At 71.3% G+C, this 19430-nt stretch carries 16 protein-coding genes; 10 read left to right on the forward strand and 6 right to left on the reverse strand.

Annotated features, from left to right (window positions below; all coding sequences use genetic code 11):
* Positions 1–31: 31 nt before the first annotated feature.
* Positions 32–1552: a peptide MFS transporter gene (locus ACZ4VT_RS19145; RefSeq protein WP_467951078.1), complete on the reverse strand. Its 1521-nt coding sequence runs from the start codon at positions 1550–1552 to the stop codon at positions 32–34.
* A gap of 497 nt (positions 1553–2049) precedes the next feature.
* Between ACZ4VT_RS19145 and ACZ4VT_RS19150 the strand changes: the two genes are divergently transcribed.
* Positions 2050–2727 (forward strand): response regulator transcription factor, encoded by a 678-nt coding sequence (locus ACZ4VT_RS19150; protein WP_030296931.1) that lies wholly within the window; start codon positions 2050–2052, stop codon positions 2725–2727.
* Positions 2728–2807: 80 nt separating this feature from the next.
* Positions 2808–4073, forward strand: a complete 1266-nt coding sequence (locus ACZ4VT_RS19155; protein WP_467951081.1) for an ATP-binding protein — start codon at positions 2808–2810, stop codon at positions 4071–4073.
* A 21-nt stretch (positions 4074–4094) separates the two neighbouring features.
* Here ACZ4VT_RS19155 and ACZ4VT_RS19160 read toward each other — a convergent pair whose 3' ends face one another.
* The gene (locus tag ACZ4VT_RS19160) at positions 4095–4619 is read right to left on the reverse strand and encodes a GtrA family protein (RefSeq protein ID WP_351298953.1); all 525 of its coding nucleotides are present in this window, start codon (positions 4617–4619) and stop codon (positions 4095–4097) included.
* A 188-nt stretch (positions 4620–4807) separates the two neighbouring features.
* Here ACZ4VT_RS19160 and ACZ4VT_RS19165 point away from each other — a divergent pair, with 188 nt between their 5' ends.
* From ACZ4VT_RS19165 to ACZ4VT_RS19180, 4 genes are all read left to right on the forward strand, one after another.
* Complete coding sequence (locus tag ACZ4VT_RS19165) at positions 4808–5947, forward strand: 5-(carboxyamino)imidazole ribonucleotide synthase (RefSeq protein ID WP_467951083.1); 1140 nt, start codon at positions 4808–4810, stop codon at positions 5945–5947.
* Positions 5944–6480, forward strand: coding sequence for a 5-(carboxyamino)imidazole ribonucleotide mutase (purE, locus tag ACZ4VT_RS19170; protein WP_351298959.1), 537 nt, complete (start codon positions 5944–5946; stop codon positions 6478–6480). The genes ACZ4VT_RS19165 and purE overlap by 4 nt, the downstream gene beginning before the upstream one ends.
* Positions 6477–7655 carry a dipeptidase gene (locus ACZ4VT_RS19175; protein WP_467951085.1) on the forward strand — a complete coding sequence of 393 codons (1179 nt, stop codon included), beginning with the start codon at positions 6477–6479 and terminating at the stop codon, positions 7653–7655. The genes purE and ACZ4VT_RS19175 overlap by 4 nt, the downstream gene beginning before the upstream one ends.
* A 142-nt stretch (positions 7656–7797) precedes the next feature.
* Positions 7798–8868 carry a membrane dipeptidase gene (locus tag ACZ4VT_RS19180; protein WP_467951087.1) on the forward strand — a complete coding sequence of 357 codons (1071 nt, stop codon included), beginning with the start codon at positions 7798–7800 and terminating at the stop codon, positions 8866–8868.
* A gap of 92 nt (positions 8869–8960) precedes the next feature.
* Here the strand turns inward: ACZ4VT_RS19180 and ACZ4VT_RS19185 are convergent, their stop codons facing one another.
* Positions 8961–10304 (reverse strand): UDP-glucose dehydrogenase family protein, encoded by a 1344-nt coding sequence (locus ACZ4VT_RS19185; RefSeq protein WP_467951089.1) that lies wholly within the window; start codon positions 10302–10304, stop codon positions 8961–8963.
* Between the two features lie 206 nt (positions 10305–10510).
* Between ACZ4VT_RS19185 and ACZ4VT_RS19190 the strand changes: the two genes are divergently transcribed.
* Together ACZ4VT_RS19190 and manB are read left to right on the forward strand one after the other, a co-directional pair.
* Positions 10511–11683, forward strand: coding sequence for an acyl-CoA dehydrogenase family protein (locus ACZ4VT_RS19190; RefSeq protein WP_033222753.1), 1173 nt, complete (start codon positions 10511–10513; stop codon positions 11681–11683).
* Positions 11684–11791: 108 nt separating this feature from the next.
* The gene (manB, locus tag ACZ4VT_RS19195; protein ID WP_351595155.1) at positions 11792–12874 is read left to right on the forward strand and encodes a mannose-1-phosphate guanylyltransferase; all 1083 of its coding nucleotides are present in this window, start codon (positions 11792–11794) and stop codon (positions 12872–12874) included.
* 30 nt (positions 12875–12904) lie between these two features.
* Here manB and ACZ4VT_RS19200 read toward each other — a convergent pair whose 3' ends face one another.
* Positions 12905–14227 carry an LCP family protein gene (locus tag ACZ4VT_RS19200; protein ID WP_467951092.1) on the reverse strand — a complete coding sequence of 441 codons (1323 nt, stop codon included), beginning with the start codon at positions 14225–14227 and terminating at the stop codon, positions 12905–12907.
* Between the two features lie 106 nt (positions 14228–14333).
* On the opposite strand from ACZ4VT_RS19200, the gene ACZ4VT_RS19205 reads away from it, so the two are divergent.
* Positions 14334–14870 (forward strand): acyl-CoA thioesterase, encoded by a 537-nt coding sequence (locus ACZ4VT_RS19205; protein WP_361756158.1) that lies wholly within the window; start codon positions 14334–14336, stop codon positions 14868–14870.
* A 36-nt stretch (positions 14871–14906) separates the two neighbouring features.
* Here ACZ4VT_RS19205 and ACZ4VT_RS19210 read toward each other — a convergent pair whose 3' ends face one another.
* Entirely contained in the window at positions 14907–16415 is a 1509-nt protein-coding gene (locus ACZ4VT_RS19210) for an LCP family protein (protein ID WP_467951094.1), read from the reverse strand.
* Positions 16416–16582: 167 nt separating this feature from the next.
* On the opposite strand from ACZ4VT_RS19210, the gene ACZ4VT_RS19215 reads away from it, so the two are divergent.
* Positions 16583–17608 carry a glycosyltransferase family 2 protein gene (locus ACZ4VT_RS19215; protein ID WP_467951096.1) on the forward strand — a complete coding sequence of 342 codons (1026 nt, stop codon included), beginning with the start codon at positions 16583–16585 and terminating at the stop codon, positions 17606–17608.
* A 100-nt stretch (positions 17609–17708) separates the two neighbouring features.
* Here ACZ4VT_RS19215 and ACZ4VT_RS19220 read toward each other — a convergent pair whose 3' ends face one another.
* Entirely contained in the window at positions 17709–19415 is a 1707-nt protein-coding gene (locus ACZ4VT_RS19220) for an LCP family protein (RefSeq protein WP_467951098.1), read from the reverse strand.
* Positions 19416–19430 lie beyond the last annotated feature (15 nt).

Below are 19430 nucleotides of genomic sequence, written 5' to 3' on the forward strand. Positions count from 1 at the left end.
GGGCCGTTCGGTGGTACGGGGCGCGAACGCGTCAGCCCGTGGCACCCATCAGCGCGTTGACCTTCTTGCGGTACATGAAGATCGCGAGGCCGGCGAGCACGGCGGCGGTCGCCTGGAAGAGGATCACCCCGACGCCGTTCAGCTGCACGTCGGCCAGACCCATCAGACCGGTGACGCAGTCACCGGCGGTGACGGCGAGGAACCAGACACCCATCATCTGGGAGCCGTACTTCTGCGGCGCCATCTTCGTCGTGACCGACAGGCCGACGGGCGAGAGGCACAGCTCGGCGAGCGTGTGCATCAGGAAGATGAGCACCAGCCACCACATGGTGACCTTGGTGTCGTTGCCGGCGGTCTGGCTCAGCGGCAGCGCGAAGACGAAGAACGAGGCGCCGACGATGATCAGGGCCACCGAGAACTTCACGATGGTGCTGGGCTCGCGGTTGCGGCGGGCCAGCGCCAGCCACGCGGCGGCGAAGACCGGCGCCAGGGCCACCACGAAGAGCGGGTTCAGCGACTGGAAGATGACGGTGGGGACTTCCCAGCCGAACAGGGCGCGCTCGGAGTTCTTGTCACCGAACAGCGAGAGCGTCGAACCGCCCTGGTCGTAGATCATCCAGAAGACGGCGGCGGCCACGAAGAACCAGATGTAGGCGCTCATCCGGGTCTGCTCGACGGTCGACAGGTCCTTGTCCCGCTTGATGCGCACGAGGACGGCGACGGGGATGATCAGACCGGCGATGGTGATCGGGTACAGCGCCCACTTGATGGTGTACATGTCCGCGGCGACGACGGCGCTGTAGAAGACGGCGATGACGGCCAGGACGGCGAGGGCCTTGACGATCACGGCCTTGCGCTCGGCGGGGCTCAGCGGGTTCGGGACGAGGCTGCTCTTCGGGCTCAGGGTGCGGCCGGCGAGCAGGTAGACCACGAGGCCGATGCCCATGCCGACGGCGGCCAGCGCGAAGCCGAGGTGCCAGTTCACGAGCTCGCCGACCATGCCGATGCCGACGGGAGCGAGGAGGGCACCCACGTTGATGCCGATGTAGAAGATCGTGAAGCCGCTGTCACGGCGCGGGTCGTCCACGCCCTTGTAGAGGTGGCCGACCATCGTGGAGATGTTGGCCTTCAGCAGACCGGAGCCGACCGCTACCAGCAGCAGACCGACGAAGAACGCCAGCTGGCCGGGCAGCGCGAGCGACACGTGGCCCGCCATGATCACGCCGCCGGCGATGGCGACGGTCTTGCGGGCGCCCCAGACGCGGTCACCGAACCAGCCACCGGGCATGGCCATCAGGTAGACCATGGCCACGTAGACGGAGTAGATCGCCGTGGCCGTCGCCGCAGTGAAGCCGAGGCCGCCGCCCTGGCTCCCGGTCGCGGCGTCGACACCGCCGGAGACCAAGTACAGGACGAGAAGCGCACGCATGCCGTAGTAGGAGAAGCGCTCCCACATCTCGGTCATGAACAGCGTGGCCAGGCCGATCGGGTGGCCGAAGAGGGTCTTCTCGTGAGCGGGGCTCGGAGAAGCCGTCGTCAGGCTGGAAGCCATGGTCGATCCTTGCTTGCTCGGGACGCTTGGCTTCGTGAGCTCATCCGCGCCCGGTGGGGGGTGGCCGGCACCGGCGACGGATCTCCCACCCCACGCCCCGGGGTCTCGCCCCCCATGGGGTTGGGGGCGAAGAGAACATCCGTAACCGGGATCCACGCCCGCTCGCGCACCTTCGCGCGAGGGGCCCGGCCCACAGGTCATTCACTGTCATCAAGCCCGGACAGGTGAGTCCCACAAGACTGGCCTGTCCGGTCAGGACAGAAATAGAGACCTTTGGCGCGCTTTTCGGCACAAAGGTCCCTGAGGTAGTGCATCAGGCGTCTCGCCACCATACGACACGACACTGCGGCATATGAAAGGACTTGAGAGATGGATCACAAGGCGCGCCGGGAACCGTTCGACCATATTCGAAGGCGCTTAGTCGTTCATAAGCGCAGATAGACAGGGGTGTGCAGGGAGGCCTCTCGATCCGGTCGCCGCGGACTACCATCACCCACATGACGCGTGTACTGCTCGCCGAGGACGACGCATCCATCTCGGAGCCCCTGGCCCGCGCCCTGCGCCGGGAGGGGTACGAGGTCGAGGTCCGGGAGGACGGCCCCACCGCCCTGGACGCGGGACTGCAGGGTGGCGTCGACCTCGTCGTCCTCGACCTGGGCCTGCCGGGCATGGACGGGCTGGAAGTCGCCCGCCGGCTGCGGGCCGAGGGCCACGGCTTCCCCATCCTGGTCCTCACCGCCCGCGCGGACGAGGTCGACACGGTCGTCGGCCTGGACGCCGGCGCCGACGACTACGTGACCAAGCCCTTCCGTCTGGCCGAGCTGCTCGCCCGGGTCCGGGCCCTGCTCCGGCGCGGTGCCAACGAGGCCGCGCAGGCCCCCGCCACCCACGGCGTGCGGATCGACGTCGAATCGCACCGCGCCTGGATGGGGGAGGAGGAGCTGCAGCTCACGGCGAAGGAGTTCGACCTCCTGCGCGTCCTGGTCCGCGACGCCGGCCGGGTCGTCACCCGCGACCAGCTCATGCGCGAGGTCTGGGACACCACCTGGTGGTCCTCCACCAAGACCCTCGACATGCACATCTCCTGGCTGCGCAAGAAGCTGGGCGACGACGCCGCGAACCCGCGCTACATCGCCACCGTCCGCGGCGTCGGCTTCCGCTTCGAGAAGAGCTGAGCCGGGGGCCGACGGGCTTCGGGCCGGCCCCGGACCCGCTCCGGCCCGCCCCGGACCGGCGCTAGGGCATGCTCTAAGGCATGCGCCGCCGCCTCATCAACTCCACGCTCGCCGTGGTGCTCGTCGTGATCGCCGTCTTCGGCGTCTCCCTCGTCATCGTGGAGACCCGGACCATCACCAGCAGCGCCCAGGACCGCATCGAGTCCGAGGCGCTGCGGCTGGTGGGCATCGTCGAGGCGAACGTCCTGGAGCACAAGCCGATCGACCCGGTCGCCCTCGCCGAGCAGCTGGACGCCGGCCACTACGCCCGCATCACCGTCCCCGGCCAGCGGGCCGTCGAGGTGGGCGCCCCGATCCCCGACAGCGTCATCCGCGGCACCGCGCGCGGCGAACAGGGCGAGGTCGTGACCGTCGAGGAGTCCCGCTCCACGGTGACCAGGGAGGTCGGGCGGACCCTCGCGGTCGTGGGCGCGGTGGCGCTGCTGGCCGTCGTGGCCGCCGTCCTGCTCGCCGTACGCCAGGCGAACCGGCTGGCCTCCCCGCTCACCGACCTCGCCGAGACGGCGGAGCGGCTCGGATCGGGCGATCCGCGCCCCCGGCACAAGCGGTACGGGGTCCCCGAGCTGGACCGCGTCGCCGACGTCCTGGACTCCAGCGCCGAACGCATCGGCCGGATGCTGACCGCCGAGCGGCGCCTCGCCGCGGACGCCTCGCACCAGCTGCGCACGCCCCTCACCGCCCTGTCCATGCGGCTGGAGGAGATCACCGTCACCGAGGACCTGGACACCGTGCGGGAGGAGGCGACGATCGCCCTGACCCAGGTGGAGCGGCTCACGGACGTGGTGCAGCGGCTGCTCACGAACTCGCGCGACCCGCGGACCGGCTCCGCGGTCCCCTTCGACCTGGACGAGGTCGTCAAGCAGCAGGTGGAGGAGTGGCGGCCGGCCTACCGCAGCGCGGGGCGCGCCATCGTGCGCTCCGGGAAGCAGGGCGTACGCGCCGTCGGCACCCCGGGCGCGGTCTCGCAGGTGCTGGCCACGCTGGTGGAGAACGCCCTGATGCACGGTGGCGGCACGGTCGCGCTGCGTACGCGCGTGGTCGGCAACCAGGCGGTGCTGGAGGTCACGGACGAGGGGCCGGGGGTCCCGCCGGACCTCGGCAACCGGATCTTCGAGCGGGCCATCAGCGGCCGCAACTCCACCGGGATCGGCCTCGCGGTCGCCCGGGACCTCGCGGAAGCGGACGGGGGGCGCCTCGAACTGCTCCAGACCCAGCCGCCGGTGTTCGCGCTGTTCCTCAGCCGGACGGCGCCGGAACGGGCCGAGCCCGCGACCACCGTGCGCTAGGCCCGCGCCCGGGCCCGCGTACTAGTTGTTCGCGGGCTCCGGCTCGGGCACCGGCTCAGGCCGCCGCTCCGGCCTGGGCAGCGGCGCCGGCACGGGCTCGGCGGCCTCGGGCAGGGCCCTGAAGACCCAGGTCCGGTACGACCAGAAGCGGAACACGGTGGCGGTGCCGATGCCGATGAACTTGAAGACGTTGCTGGCCACCGAGCCGTCCCAGCCGAAACCATAGGTGGCGGTGTAGAGCACACCGTTCTCGATGACCAGGCCGATGCCGCTGAACGCGGCGAAGAGGACCAGCTCGCGGGTACGGCCGCTCTTGGCGCGGTCCCGGTAGGCGAAGTAGCGGAAGCCGAGGTAGTTCGTGGCGATGGCCACGACCGTGGCTATCACGCTCGCGCGCACCACCTGCAGGTCGGTGGTGTGCCGGATCAGGTTGAAGACACCCAGGTTGACCAGCACACCCAGACCACCGACCGCCCCGAACTTGGCGACCTCTCGCACGAGACCGCGTACGCGTTCGAGAACAGATCCGTTCCCCGGCGTGCTCATCAGTAGGTTCAGTCCCTGTCGGTCACCGCCCCGTGAAGGGCGTCCGGTGTTCTCCGTCAACCCGCCCATCGTAAGTGTCCCCCCACAGCCCCGTCTGTGCCTTCGGACACCGTGCGACGCACGGCACACCGACGGGTCAGAGCCAGGGCACGTCCGGATGGCGGAATACCGGCGGATACCCTGGAGGAGTGACGTTCCCGGTAGTCGGCATGGTCGGCGGCGGTCAGCTCGCCCGCATGACCCACGAGGCGGGCATCCCCCTCGGCATCAGATTCAAGCTCCTCAGTGACACCCCACAGGACTCGGCGGCCCAGGTCGTGAGCGACGTCGTCATCGGCGACTATCGCGATCTGGAGACGTTGCGCGCCTTCGCGCGCGGCTGTGACGTGATCACCTTCGACCACGAGCACGTGCCCATCGAGCACCTGCGGGCCCTGGAAGCGGACGGCATCCCCGTCCGCCCGGGGCCCGACGCGTTGATGCACGCCGCCGACAAGGGGGTGATGCGCGCGAAGCTCGACGAGATCGGCGCCCCGAGTCCCCGCCACCGGATCGTGAGCGATCCCGCGGACGCGGCTGCCTTCGCGGACGAGGTGGGCGGCTTCCCGGTCATCCTCAAGACCGTGCGCGGCGGGTACGACGGCAAGGGCGTGTGGTTCGTCCGCACCCCGGAGGACGCCGAGGCCCCGTTCAAGGCGGGCGTGCCGGTCCTCGCGGAGGAGAAGGTCGATTTCGTCCGCGAGCTCGCGGCGAACATCGTCCGCTCCCCGCACGGCCAGGCGGTGGCCTACCCCGTCGTCGAGTCCCGCCAGGTGGACGGCGTCTGCGACACGGTGATCGCCCCCGCCCCCGACCTCTCGGAGGCCCTCGCCGGCGAGGCCCAGGCCCTCGCCCTGCGCATCGCCAGGGAACTCGGCGTGACCGGCCACCTGGCCGTGGAACTGTTCGAGACCACCGACGGCCGGATCCTGGTCAACGAGCTGGCGATGCGCCCGCACAACAGCGGCCACTGGACCCAGGACGGCGCCGTCACCTCCCAGTTCGCCAACCACGTCCGCGCGGTCCTGGACCTCCCCCTGGGCGACCCCCGCCCCCGGGCCCGCTGGACGGTCATGGCGAACGTGCTGGGCGGGGACTACCCCGACATGTACGCGGCATACCTGCACTGCATGGCCCACGACCCGCAGCTGAAGATCCACATGTACGGCAAGGACGTGAAACACGGCCGCAAGGTCGGCCACGTCAACACCTACGGCGACGACCTGGACGTTGTGCTGGAGCGCGCACGCCACGCTGCCGACTACCTCAGAGGAACGGTCACCGAATGAGCACCTCCGCCGCAGCCCCCGTCGTCGGCATCGTCATGGGATCCGATTCGGACTGGCCCGTCATGGAGGCGGCCGCGCAGGCCCTCGACGAGTTCGAGATCCCCTACGAGGTCGACGTCGTCTCCGCCCACCGGATGCCGCGCGAGATGATCGCGTACGGGGAGCGGGCCGCCGACCGCGGTCTGAAGGCGATCATCGCGGGCGCGGGCGGGGCCGCCCACCTGCCCGGCATGCTCGCCTCGGTCACCCCGCTGCCCGTCATCGGCGTGCCGGTGCCGCTGAAGTACCTCGACGGCATGGACTCGCTGATGTCGATCGTCCAGATGCCGGCCGGAGTGCCCGTCGCCACCGTCTCGGTCGCCGGCGCGCGCAACGCGGGCCTGCTGGCCGTACGGATGCTGGCCGCCCACGACAAGGACCTCTTGGCCCGGATGCGCGACTTCCAGCAGGAGCTCAACGACCAGGCCACCGAGAAGGGCAAGCGGCTGCGTACGAAGGTCGCGAACGCGGAGTCCTTCGGGTTCGGCAAGTGAGCGCGGCGCAGCGTCTGGACGAGGCGCGCGAGCTGCTGGCCGAGCACCCCGTCGTGGACGGCCACAACGACCTGCCCTGGGCGCTGCGCGAGCAGGTGCGCTACGACTTGGCGCGCCGGGACATCGCGGGCGACCAGTCGGCCCACCTGCACACCGACATCCCGCGGCTGCGCGCCGGCGGGGTCGGCGCGCAGTTCTGGTCCGTGTACGTACGCTCCGACTACGCCGGCGACGAGGCGGTCAGCGCGACGCTGGAGCAGATCGACGTCGTCGCCCAGCTGATCGACCGTTACCCCGGCGACCTGATGCGGGCGCTGACGGCGGACGACATGGAGGCGGCCCGCGCCGACGGCCGGATCGCCTCGCTGATGGGCGCCGAGGGCGGCCACTCCATCAACAACTCGCTCGCCACGCTGCGCGCCCTGCACCGGCTGGGCGTGCGGTACATGACGCTCACGCACAACGACACGATCGACTGGGCGGACTCGGCGACCGACGAGCCCCGGCACGGCGGCCTGACCGACTTCGGCCGCGAGGTCGTCCGCGAGATGAACCGCGTCGGCATGCTGGTGGACCTCTCGCACGTCGCCGCGACGACCATGCGGGACGCGCTCGCGGTCTCGGCCGCGCCGGTGGTCTTCTCGCACTCCTCGGCGCGGGCGGTCTGCGACCACCCGCGCAACATCCCCGACGACGTGCTGGCGCTGCTGCCGGCCAACGGCGGGGTGGCGATGGCCACCTTCGTCCCGAAGTTCATCCTCCCGGCGGCCGTCGAGTGGACGCTGGCCGCGGACGAGAACCTGCGGGCGCACGGCTTCCACCACCTGGACACCACCCCCGAGGCGATGGCCCTGCACCGGGCCTTCGAGGCGGAGCGCCCCCGTCCGGTGGCCACGGCCGCCACGGTGGCCGACCACCTGGACCACATGCGCGAGGTCGCCGGCGTCGACCACATCGGGATCGGCGGCGACTACGACGGCACGGCCTTCACCCCGTCCGGGCTGGACGACGTGGCCGGCTACCCGAACCTGGTCGCCGAGCTGCTGGCGCGCGGCTGGTCCAGGGCCGACCTGGCGAAGCTGACCTGGTCCAACGCGGTACGGGTGCTGCGCGACGCGGAAGCGGTGGCGCGGGACCTCTCGGCGTCCCGGGGCCCGTCGAACGCGGTGATCTAGCGGCGGCGCGGCGGATGCGGTGATCGGGTGTGACCTGCGGATTCACCCGAACGCCACATCCGCCGGGCGTCCCTGCCGTCCCCCATGTCACGGTGGCTCCATCCCAGCTCTCCCTGCTGCCGCCGAGACCGGAGCGAACGCCATGGCCGACCTGCAGGACGAACCCCACTCCGTGGGCATCGGAGCCGAAGACCTCCCCGCACCCGAAGTGCCGGCGGGCGCCCTCGACCGGGCCGTCGCGCTGCTGTCCGTGCATCCCGTGGCGGACGGGTGCAACACCCTCGTCTGGACCCTGCGCCAGAGCCCGTACCACGACATCGACACCCCCGACGTCAACGTCGACACCGACATCCCGCGGCTGCGCGCCGGGGGAGTGGGGGCCCAGTTCTGGTCCCTGCTCGTACCGCAGGGCCGGCCCCGCGGTGACATGACCGGTGACCAGGTGGTCTCCGACACCCTGGAACAGATCGACGTGGCGCTGGCCCTGATGCGCCGTTATCCCGACAGTCTGCGCCTGGCGCTGAGCGCCGACGACATGGCGGACGCCCACAACCGCGGCCGCATCGCCTCGTTCCTGGGCCCCGTCCCCGGCCGCACGCTGACCGACTCGCTGGGCGCGCTGCGCGCCTTCCACGCGCTGGGCGTACGGATCCTCGCGCCCGCGGGAGCGCCCTGGGCGCAGGACGACCTGACGGCCTTCGGCCACGAGGTGGTCCGGGAGGCGAACCGGCTGGCGATGATCCTGGACGTCAACGGCTGCCCGCCGGCGGTCGCCTGCCAGATCGCGGGCGCGTCCAAGTCCCCGACGATCATCTCGAACACGGCGGCGGCCGCGCTGAACCCGCATCCGGGGAACGTGCCCGACGAGGTGCTGCTCGCGCTCGGCGAGGCGAACGGCCTCGCGATGGTCACCTTCGACGCGGCCCGCACCGGGGACTCCCTGCACGCGGTGGCGGACCACCTCGACCACGTACGGGCCGTCGCCGGCCCGGAGAGCGTCGGCCTCGGCGCCGCCTTCGGCACCGAACCCCAGGGCTCCCGCCCGGCCGGCCTGACCGACCCCTCGGGCTACCCGCGACTGATCGCGGAACTCCTGGAACGAGGCTGGCCGGAATCCGACCTGGCTCTCCTGACCTGGGGCAACACCCTCCGCGTGGTCCGCGACGCCGAGTTCACGGCTCGCCGTTCGAAAGTCGGCCCCGCCGGCGTTTGAGGCGCGGGGGTCTGGGGGCAGCGCCCCCGGCAGCGGAGCCGCACCCGGGAGGCAACCGCGTCGGGCGGACCCGGCGAGCACCCCCGCAGGGGTCAGGCCCGCGGGCGGCCCATCGCCCGGTACGTCCAGCCGGCGGCACGCCACCGCACGGGATCGAGCGCGTTGCGACCGTCCAGCACGAGCCGGTCCGTCACCACACCCGCGAGCTCCGCCGGGTCGAGGTCCCGGAACTCGCGCCACTCGGTCAGGTGGAGGACGACCTCCGCCCCCCGGGCCGCCGCCAGCGCGGAGTCCGCGTACCCGAGGGTCGGGAAGACGCGCCGGGCGTTGTCCATGCCCTTGGGGTCGTAGACGGTGACCTGCCCGCCCTGGAGGTGGATCTGCCCGGCCACGTTCAGCGCGGGCGAGTCCCGTACGTCGTCCGAGTCGGGCTTGAAGGTGGCGCCGAGCACCGCGACCCGCTTGCCGAGGAACGACCCGCCCACGGCCTCCCGCGCCAGCTCGACCATGTGCCCGCGCCGCCGCATGTTGATGGAGTCGACCTCGCGCAGGAACGTCAGCGCCTGGTCGGCGCCCAGCTCGCCGGCGCGCGCCATGAAGGCGCGGATGTCCTTGGGCAGGCAGCCGCCGCCGAAGCCGATCCCGGCCCGCAGGAACTTCGCGCCGATCCGCTCGTCGTAGCCGATGGCCTCCGCCAGCTTCACCACGTCACCGCCGGCGGCCTCGCAGACCTCCGCCATCGCGTTGATGAAGGAGATCTTCGTCGCGAGGAAGGAGTTGGCGGCGGTCTTGACCAGCTCGGCGGTCGGGAAGTCCGTGACGACCAGCGGGGTCCCCTCCGACATCGGCGTCTCGTACACCTCGCGCAGCAGCTTCTCGCCGCGCTCGCCCTGGACGCCGATCACGATCCGGTCCGGGTGCAGGGTGTCCTGCACGGCGAAGCCCTCGCGCAGGAACTCCGGGTTCCAGGCCAGCTCCACGTCCTCGCCCGCCGGGGACAGCTCGGTGAGCTTCGCCGCCAGCCGTTGCGCCGAGCCCACCGGCACGGTGGACTTGCCGACCACCAGGACCGGCCGCGTCAGGTGCGGGGCCAGCGAGGCCATCGCGGAGTCGACGTAGGACATGTCGCACGCGTACTCGCCGTGCTTCTGCGGAGTGTTCACGCAGACGAAGTGGACGTCGCCGAACTCCCCGACCTCCTCGAAGGAGGTGGTGAAGCGCAGCCGTCCGGTCGAGCCCGGCAGCCCGGCCACGTGCTTGGCCAGCATTTCCTCCAGCCCGGGCTCGTACATCGGCACCCGGCCCGACGCCAGCATCTCGATCTTCTCGGGCACCACGTCCAGCCCCAGCACCTCGAACCCCAGCTCCGCCATCGCCGCGGCGTGGGTCGCGCCGAGGTATCCGGTGCCGATCACTGTGATCCTGAGGGGGGCCATGGGTGCTCCAGAGGTGCGGGGCCGTTTGCGGCCACTGAGCATAGTCGGGCCAGCCGGCGGGGACGCTCCCCAGGAACCCGGGGCTGTCGACACCGCTGTCACGCAACTCACGTAGGCCGTCCATATCGCCATCCGTGACCGGGACACTAAGCTTGGGTTACTTAACGGTAGTTAGCATCACGCATCACCCTGGGGAGTGAGAGATCTTGGCGGGTTCTGCCGACTTCGACCTGTACCGCCCGGCCGAGGAGCACGACATGCTCCGCGAGTCGGTCCGCTCGCTCGCCGAGGCGAAGATCCTGCCGTTCGCCGCCGCGGTCGACGAGGAGTCCCGCTTCCCGCAGGAGGCCCTCGACGCCCTGGTCGCCAGCGACCTGCACGCCGTCCACGTGCCCGAGACCTACGGCGGCGCGGGCGCGGACGCCCTCGCGACCGTGATCGTGATCGAGGAGGTGGCCCGCGTCTGCGCGTCCTCCTCCCTCATCCCGGCCGTCAACAAGCTCGGCTCGCTCCCGGTGATCCTTTCCGGTTCCGAGGAGCTCAAGGCCAAGTACCTGGGCCCGCTCGCCAAGGGCGACGCGATGTTCTCGTACGCGCTCTCCGAGCCCGACGCGGGCTCCGACGCGGCCGGCATGAAGACCCGCGCCGTGCGCGACGGGGACTTCTGGGTGCTCAACGGCGTCAAGCGCTGGATCACCAACGCGGGCGTCTCCGAGTACTACACGGTCATGGCCGTCACCGACCCGGAGAAGCGCTCCAAGGGCATCAGCGCCTTCGTCGTCGAGAAGTCCGACGAGGGCGTCTCCTTCGGCGCCCCGGAGAAGAAGCTCGGCATCAAGGGCTCCCCGACGCGCGAGGTCTACCTCGACAACGTCCGGATCCCCGCCGACCGCATGATCGGCGCCGAGGGCACCGGCTTCGCCACCGCGATGAAGACCCTCGACCACACCCGCATCACCATCGCGGCCCAGGCGCTCGGCATCGCCCAGGGCGCCCTCGACTACGCCAAGGGCTACGTCCAGGAGCGCAAGCAGTTCGGCAAGCCGATCGGCGACTTCCAGGGCGTGCAGTTCATGCTCGCGGACATGGCCATGAAGATCGAGGCCGCCCGCCAGCTGACGTACTCCGCCGCGGCCCGCTCCGAGCGCGTGTCCGGCGGTGGCCCCCACGAGGACCTCACGTTCTTCGGCGCCGCGGCCAAGTGCTTCGCCTCCGACGTGGCCATGGAGGTCACCACGGACGCCGTCCAGCTCCTCGGCGGCTACGGCTACACCCGTGACTACCCGGTGGAGCGCATGATGCGCGACGCCAAGATCACGCAGATCTATGAAGGCACGAACCAGGTCCAGCGGATCGTCATGGCCCGCAACCTGCCGTAACGTCCTCCCAGGCCGGAGGCGGATGCGCACATCCGTCTCCGGCCTTCGCACGCCCCGGATGGGCTAAATTTGGACCTTCGTACGCCGGAATCGGTTGGGGAGAACGCAATGACGGAAGCGATCCTGCTGGTCGGCGGACAAGGGACGCGCCTGCGTCCGGTGACGGTGAACACGCCCAAGCCGATGGTCCCGACGGCCGGAGTTCCCTTCCTCGCCCACCAGATAGCCAGGGCCGCCGCCGCCGGTGTCACGCACATCGTGATGGCCACCTGCTACCTCGCCGAGGTCTTCGAGCCCTACTTCGGCGACGGATCCGACTTCGGCCTCACCCTCGAATACGTCGTCGAGGACGAGCCCCTCGGCACCGGCGGCGCCATCCGCAACGCCGGACGGCGCCTGACGGGCGGTCCGGACTCCTCCGTCCTCGTCTTCAACGGCGACATCCTCACCGGCCTGGACATCGCGGGTCTCGTCGAGGCGCACGAGGCGGCCGACGCCGACGTCTCCCTGCACCTGGTCCGCGTCGAGGACCCGCGCGCCTTCGGCCTGGTCCCCACCGACTCCGAGGGGCGGGTGCTGGCCTTCACCGAGAAGCCGCAGACCCCCGAGGAGATCATCACCGACCAGATCAACGCCGGCTGCTACGTCTTCCGCCGCAGCGTGATCGACGCCATCCCGGCCGGCCGCCCGGTCTCCGTCGAGCGCGAGACCTTCCCCGGCCTGCTGGCCTCCGGGGCCAAGCTGCACGGCGTCACCGAGAACACCTACTGGATGGACCTCGGCAAGCCCGAGTCCATCATCCAGGCCTCCGCTGACCTGGTCCGCGGCGTGGTCCCCTCCCCGGCGGTCCCCGGCCGCCGCGGCGAGTCGCTGGTGCTGCCCGGCGCCGAAGTGGCGGCCGGAGCGAAGCTGTCGGGGGGCACCGTCGTGGGAGCCGGCGCCCGGATCGAGGCCGGCGCGGTCGTCCAGGGCACCATCGTGCTCGACGGGGCGGTGATCGGCCCGGACGCCCAGGTGAGCGCCAGCCTGATCGGCGCGGGCTCCGCCGTGGGCGCGCGGACCGTACTGGACGGCGCCGTCATCGGTGACGGGGCCGTCGTGGGGGCCGACAACGAACTGCGGTCCGGGGCCCGGGTGTGGTGCGAGGCGCAGCTGCCCGCCGCCGCCATCCGCTTCTCCCCGGACGCCTGACCGGAGTCCGGGGAGCGGGTACCGCCGCGGTCAGTTGCCGCGGACGGTGACCTTCTCGTCGTTCTGGATCTGCTTCACCAGCTGCTGCACCTTCGCCTTGTCCCAGACGAGGTTGCCGCCGCGCTGCCCGGAGATCGGCATGTTCATCGACACGCCGTCACCGCCGTTGACGCCCTTCATCGCGAAGAACATCCGGCCCATGTCGTACAGGCCCATGTCCTTGTCCACGATCAGGGTGTCCAGGCCCGCGCCCAGCAGCGGGTAGAGGTCGAACGGGTTGAGGACCGTGGACGGGGTCGCCGCCTGGCTCGCCAGCGCCGACAGGAACTTCTGCTGGTTCTTCGTGCGCTGCAGGTCCGACTCGGCGAAGGCGTAGCGGGTCCGGACGAAGGCCAGCGACTGCTCGCCGTTCAGGGTCTGCTTGCCCGCCTTGAAGTCGGCGCCGGACTTCTCGTCCTTGAAGCCCTCCTCGATGTCCAGCTCCACGCCGCCCAGCGCGTCCACGATGTTCGCGAAGCCGGCGAAGCCGATCTCCGCGTAGTGGTCGATGCGCAGACCGGTGTTGTGCTCCACCGTCCGCACGAGCAGCTCCGGGCCGTCCTCCGCGTACGCCGCGTTGAGCTTGACCCGGCGCCCCTGCGCGGGGAACTTCTTGCCGGACTGGGAGCCGACGAAGGACGGGATCTCCACGTCCGAGTCGCGCGGCAGCGAGATCATGGTGTTCCCGCTGGAGCACTTCGCCAGGATCATCATCGAGTCGGTCCGCTTGCCCTCGGCCGAGCCCGTGTGGAGCTTCTTCTTCTCCTCGTCGGACATGCCCTCGCGGCTGTCGGAGCCGACGATCAGGTACGTCGTGCAGTCGCCCTCCTTGGGGCGCTCGATGACCTTGGAGAGGTCGACCTCGCGGCGCACCTTGGAGTCGGCCCAGAAGTAGGTGGAGACCGTGGTCACCAGCAGGGCGGAGACCAGCACGATCGAGCCGATCTTGATCCGCTTGCGCCAGTCCGGGGCGGGGCCGGGCGCGACGCCGGGACTGCCGGGACGGCCGGGTCCCGAGGGTCCGCCGGGACCCGCCGGACCGCCCGGTGCGCCGCCGGAGGGCGAACCGTAGACCTGGCCGGTGTTGTAACCGCTGTCGTAACCGCCGTACGTGTCGTGGCCGCCGGCCTGCTGCGGAGGCACGCCGTACGCGGGCGCCGGGCCCGCCGGGCGCTGCGGGCGCGGGGGCTGCGCGGGCCGCGGCTGCTGCTGCGGCTGTCGCCGGACGTGCCGCATCCGCTGTACGCCCTCGGGCTGCGGCTCGGCGCTGCCGCGCCCGTAGCCGTCGTCACGACCTTCTGGCCAGTCATTCATGCGCCCTAGGATGCCTGTCCGGGCGTGCCGTCCGACAGTCCGGGGCGGGATCCGTACCGGGGCTGTTGCAGAGCTGATGCCTCTGGTACGGCTCTAAGGTGTCCGTATGACACAGATACCGGGCGAGCTGCCCGGGAAGCCGACCGCGGCCTCCCGTACGACCCTCAGCCACATCATGACCGCGAACGACACCAACCTCCTCGGCACGGTGCACGGCGGCGTGATCATGAAGCTGGTGGACGACGCGGCGGGCGCCGTGGCCGGGCGCCACTCGGGCGGCCCGGCCGTCACCGCCTCCATGGACGAGATGGCCTTCCTCGCCCCCGTGCGCGTGGGTGACCTCGTCCACGTGAAGGCGCAGTGCAACTGGACCGGCCGCTCCTCCATGGAGATCGGCGTACGGGTCCTCGCGGAGCGGTGGAACGAGTCCACGCCCGCCACCCAGGTCGGCAGCGCCTACCTCGTCTTCGCGGCCGTGGACGCCGACGGCAAGCCCCGCCAGGTCCCGCCGGTGCTCCCGGAGACGGAGCGGGACGAGCGGCGCTACCAGGAGGCCCAGATCCGCCGCACCCACCGGCTCGCCCGCCGCCAGGCGATCATGGCGCTGCGCGAGGAGCGGGCGGCCCAGGGCTTCGACGACTGACGGCACGGACCGGCACGGACCGGCCGGCCCTGCCTGCTAGCTTCCGCAGACCACCTGGTCGCCGGTGACCACGCCGAAGGTGCCCTGGTACGGGTCCTCCGCGCGGACCGGCACCACCTTGCGGTAGTCCGCGCCCGCGATGACCAGCACCGTCCGGCCCTGGCCCGCCACCGCCCGCAGCTCGCTGCCCGGCAGGGCGGTCGCCACCGAACGGGCGGAGCGGTCCCAGCGCGGGTCGTACGTGATCACGGTGCGCTTGACGTCGCGGCTGGCGCCGTTGCCCGGGGCCCGGGTGGTGTCGAAGCCGGTGGCGCGCAGCGCCGTGTCGACCCGCCCGCCGAGCCCGTCGATCCGCGTCCCGTTCTCGACCTGGACCCGGACCTGCTGCGGGGGCACGTCCACCGGCACCGCCGCGGGGCGGCTGCCGCCGCTCTTCCCGGGGCGGGCGGGAGCCAGCGGGCGGTCCTCCCGCAGGGCCTCGAACAGCTTGGCCGCCTTCGGCTCGTCCCACTTCACGGTCGAGCCGATGCCCTTGAGGCGGAACGAGGGGTCGCCGATGGGCACCGAGGCGAACTCCGAGGAGGAGGGGGTGAAGTCCCGCATCGCCTGCCCGAGCGCCAGCATCTGCTCCGAGCCGAAGTCCTTGTCGGCCCGCACCGAGCCGAGCAGGGTGGAGCTGACCTCCTTGAACTTGACCGGGTTCAGCAGCACCCCACCGCCGGTCGCCTGCTTGATCAGGGCGGCGATGAACCGCTGCTGACGCTGCATCCGGCCCAGGTCGGAGGCCCCGTCGACATGGCGCGAGCGCACGTACTGCAGGGCCTGGCCGCCGCTGAGCCGGTGGGTGCCGGGCAGCAGGTCGAGGCCGGTGTTGGGGTCGCGCATGGTCTTGGCCGTGCAGATGTCCACGCCGCCCATCGCGTCGACCGTCTTCATGAAGCTGGTGAAGTCGACCTCCAGGTAGTGGTCGATCTTCACCCGGGTCATGTTCTCGACGGTCCGCACGGTCAGGTTGGGGCCGCCCTCCGCGTACGCCGCGTTCAGCCTCAGGGAGTGGGCCCGGTGCGCCTTGCCGGTGACCAGGTCCCGGTGCGCGGGCACCTCGGCGTAGCTGTCGCGGGGCAGGCTGATGACGCTGGCCCGCTCCTTGTCGGCCGACAGGTGCACCAGCATGATCGTGTCGGTGCAGTGGCAGGGCGCGCCGCCGAGGCGGTACTCGCGCTTCTCCTCCGGGGTGATCTTCTCCCGGCCGTCGGTGCCGACCAGCAGGAAGTTCAGGCCGTGCCCGGCCTGCGGGCGGTTCTTCATGTCCTTGAACGGGTCCACCCGCTCGATCCCGGTGTCCAGGCCGGTCATCACGGCGTGCCCGACTGCCCCGGAGCCCAGCACCACCACCGACAGTCCGGCCGCGAGCCGCACCCCCCACCGGGGTCGCTCGCCGCGACGCCGGGCCGGGCCGCCGGCGCCGCCGCCGCGCCGTGCGCGCTGCGGCTGGGACGGCCCGGCGGGACGGGTGGGACGGTGCGGCTGGGGCACGGTGGACACCTCCGCGGGAGCAGCAGGGAGACCGGTCGAGAGACGGGTCGGATTCAGCTGATTCGACAGAACAGTAGGCCCATACGATCAGCGTTTGTCCTTACCGATCACTCGGCGCGCACCCGGTTCCCCCGTACGCGGTAACGTGACACCGATACCCGACCTTGAAGGACCACATGCCCGCCCAGCAGCCCGCAGTCTCGGTGATCATGCCGGTGCTCAATGAGGAGCACTATCTCCGCGATTCCGTCCGCCACATCCTGGAACAGGAGTATGCGGGCGAGATGGAGGTGGTGATCGCACTCGGGCCGTCCACGGACCGCACCGACGAGATCGCCGCCGAACTCGTCGCCGAGGATCCCCGAGTCCACACCGTCCCGAATCCCACCGGCCGGACCCCGGCGGCGCTCAACGCCGCCATCAAGGCCTCGCGTCACCCGATCGTGGTACGCGTCGACGGCCACGGCATGCTCTCGCCGAACTACATCGCCACCGCCGTCCGCCTCCTGGACGAGACCGGTGCGCAGAACGTCGGCGGGATCATGCACGCCGAAGGCGAGAACGCCTGGGAAGAGGCCGTCGCCGCCGCGATGACCTCCAAGATCGGCGTCGGCAACGCGCCCTTCCACACCGGCGGCCAGGCCGGACCGGCGGAGACCGTCTACCTCGGCGTCTTCCGCCGCGAGGCGCTGGAACAGCAGGGCGGCTACAACGAGGAGTTCATCCGCGCCCAGGACTGGGAGCTGAACTTCCGCATCCGCGAAGCCGGCGGCCTGATCTGGTTCTCGCCGGAGCTGAAGGTCCAGTACCGCCCCCGGCGCTCGGTCAGGGCCCTGGCCAAGCAGTACAAGGACTACGGGCGCTGGCGGCACGTGGTGGCCCGCTACCACTCGGGCTCCATCAACCTGCGCTACCTGGCCCCGCCGACCCTCGTCTGCGCGCTCGCCGCGGGCGTCGTCGTGGGCGTGGCGGTCACCCCCCTGGGCTTCGCCGTCCCGGCCGGCTACCTCGCGGCGATCGCCGTGGGCTCCGTACCGGCCGGCAAGGGGCTGTCGCTGAAGGCGCGGGCGCAGATCCCCGTCGCCCTCGCGACCATGCACCTGTGCTGGGGCTTCGGCTTCCTGACCAGCCCGCGGGCCCTGGCCAACAAGCTCATCGCGAGCCGCCGCCCGGCGGTGCACCGGGACTCCTCGCAGGTCTGACCCGCGGGTCCGGGACGTACGGAGGGGCCCGGCTCGGAGGCTGTGCACACAGCCTCCGAGCCGGGCCCCTTCCGCGTGCTCCGGGGGTACGAGGGACCCGCTACCAGGTGAAGCCCGGCTGGATCGGCATGCAGGCCTTGTCGTTGTCGCCGTTGAGCGCGTGGGCGGACGTCGGGGCCACGGTCGGGGCGGGCGGCGGCGGGGCCGGCGCGTCGCCGGTCCGCCAGTCCTTGCCGACGAACAGGACGATCCCCGGCACCTGGTCGGACTTCTCCACGGAGGCGGCGGGCAGGCCCAGCGCGGTGGCCAGGGCCGCCGCGTCGGCCGCCTGGCCGTCGGTGGCGTAGCGGACCACCGTGGTGTCCTCGGCCCCGGTCTGGGTGTCGGCGCCGGCCTTGGTGAAGCCCTTGGCGGCGAGCAGCGCCGCCACGTCGTTCGCCCGGTTCTTGACCCTGACCTGGGCGCCGTCCTTGCCGCCGGTGGAGTTGCGGACGCTGACCACGATCTTCGCCGGCGGGGCGGCGGGGGCGGTGGTCGGGGCGGTGGCCGGCTGGGCCGGGGTGGACGGGGCACCGCTCACGCCCGGCGAGGGGGAGGCGCCGCCCTCCGGAGTGCCGGAGCCCTTGCCGTCGAGCGCGATGTCCTCGCGGACCATCCGGAACAGGTCCTCGGCCTCGCCCGCCATGGGCTCGACGCGTCCGTCCAGCCCGGGCTTCGTGCTGTAGACCCAGGGCATCGTGGTCATGGTGATCCGCCCCGGCGGAACCTTCTTGAGCTCCATGCTCAGGTCGAACAGCTTGTCGATCTTGTTCAGGCCGGTGTCCACGACCATGGCCTGGATCGCCGCCTGCGCCAGGCTGTTGAGCTTCACCGGGTTGGTGAGCTTGGCGTTCTTGCGGAACTCCCGGGCCATCGAGTTCATGTACTGGTGCTGGGCGTGGGTGCGCCCGATGTCCGTGCCGTCCTCGAAGCCGTAGCGCGTGCGCAGCCACTGCAGGGCCACCTCGCCCTGGATGATGTTCTCGCCCTTCGGCAGCTTCAGGCCCGAGCCCTTGCCGTCACGGGTGCGGGAGTGCACGTTCTGCTCGACGCAGACCGGGACGCCGCCGATGGCGTCCGCCATGGACACCACACCCTTGAAGTCGATCATCATGAAGTGATCGATGGGGATCTTGGTCAGCTCGGTCCACGCGGCGACGGTGCAGCCCGGTCCGCCGCGCTGGAGGGACTCGTTCGTCTGCACGAGCCCCTTGCTGGCGGGGTACACCTTGCCGCCCGGCTCGGTGCACTTGGGCATCATCAGCATCGTGTCGCGCGGCATCGAGACCACGGACATGTTGCTGCGGTCGGCGGACAGGTGCAGCAGCATCTGCACGTCCGCGAGGGGCAGGCCGTCGAAGGTGTCCGTGCCCCCGCCCAGCGCCTGGTTCTCCGCGTCGTTGCGCGCGTCGGAGCCGATGAGCAGGATGTTCAGCGGGGTCTGCCCGAAGGCGTTGGGCTTGGAACCGCCCAGTTTGGTCTCGCCGAGGTTCAGCGCGTCCGTCTGGATGCTGCCGTTCAGGTGGCGGTAGTACAGATAACCGGCCGCCGCCGTCCCGAGTATGAGCAGGGACAGGACGGCGGACACCCAGCGCAGCACGCGCCGCCGCCCCCGTCTGGTGGGGCGCTGGCGGGCGGCCGCACGCCGGGCGGCCCTGGAGCCGCCCCGCGGTGCGGGCACCACGCCGGGCGCGTCCGCCCCGCCGCCGGATACGTCCCCGGTGGCCTCGGCCGTCGCCCCCTCCCCCCGCACGCTGCTGTGCCTCACGCGTCCCCCCTCAAG

The organism is Streptomyces sp. NPDC029164 (assembly GCF_055563995.1).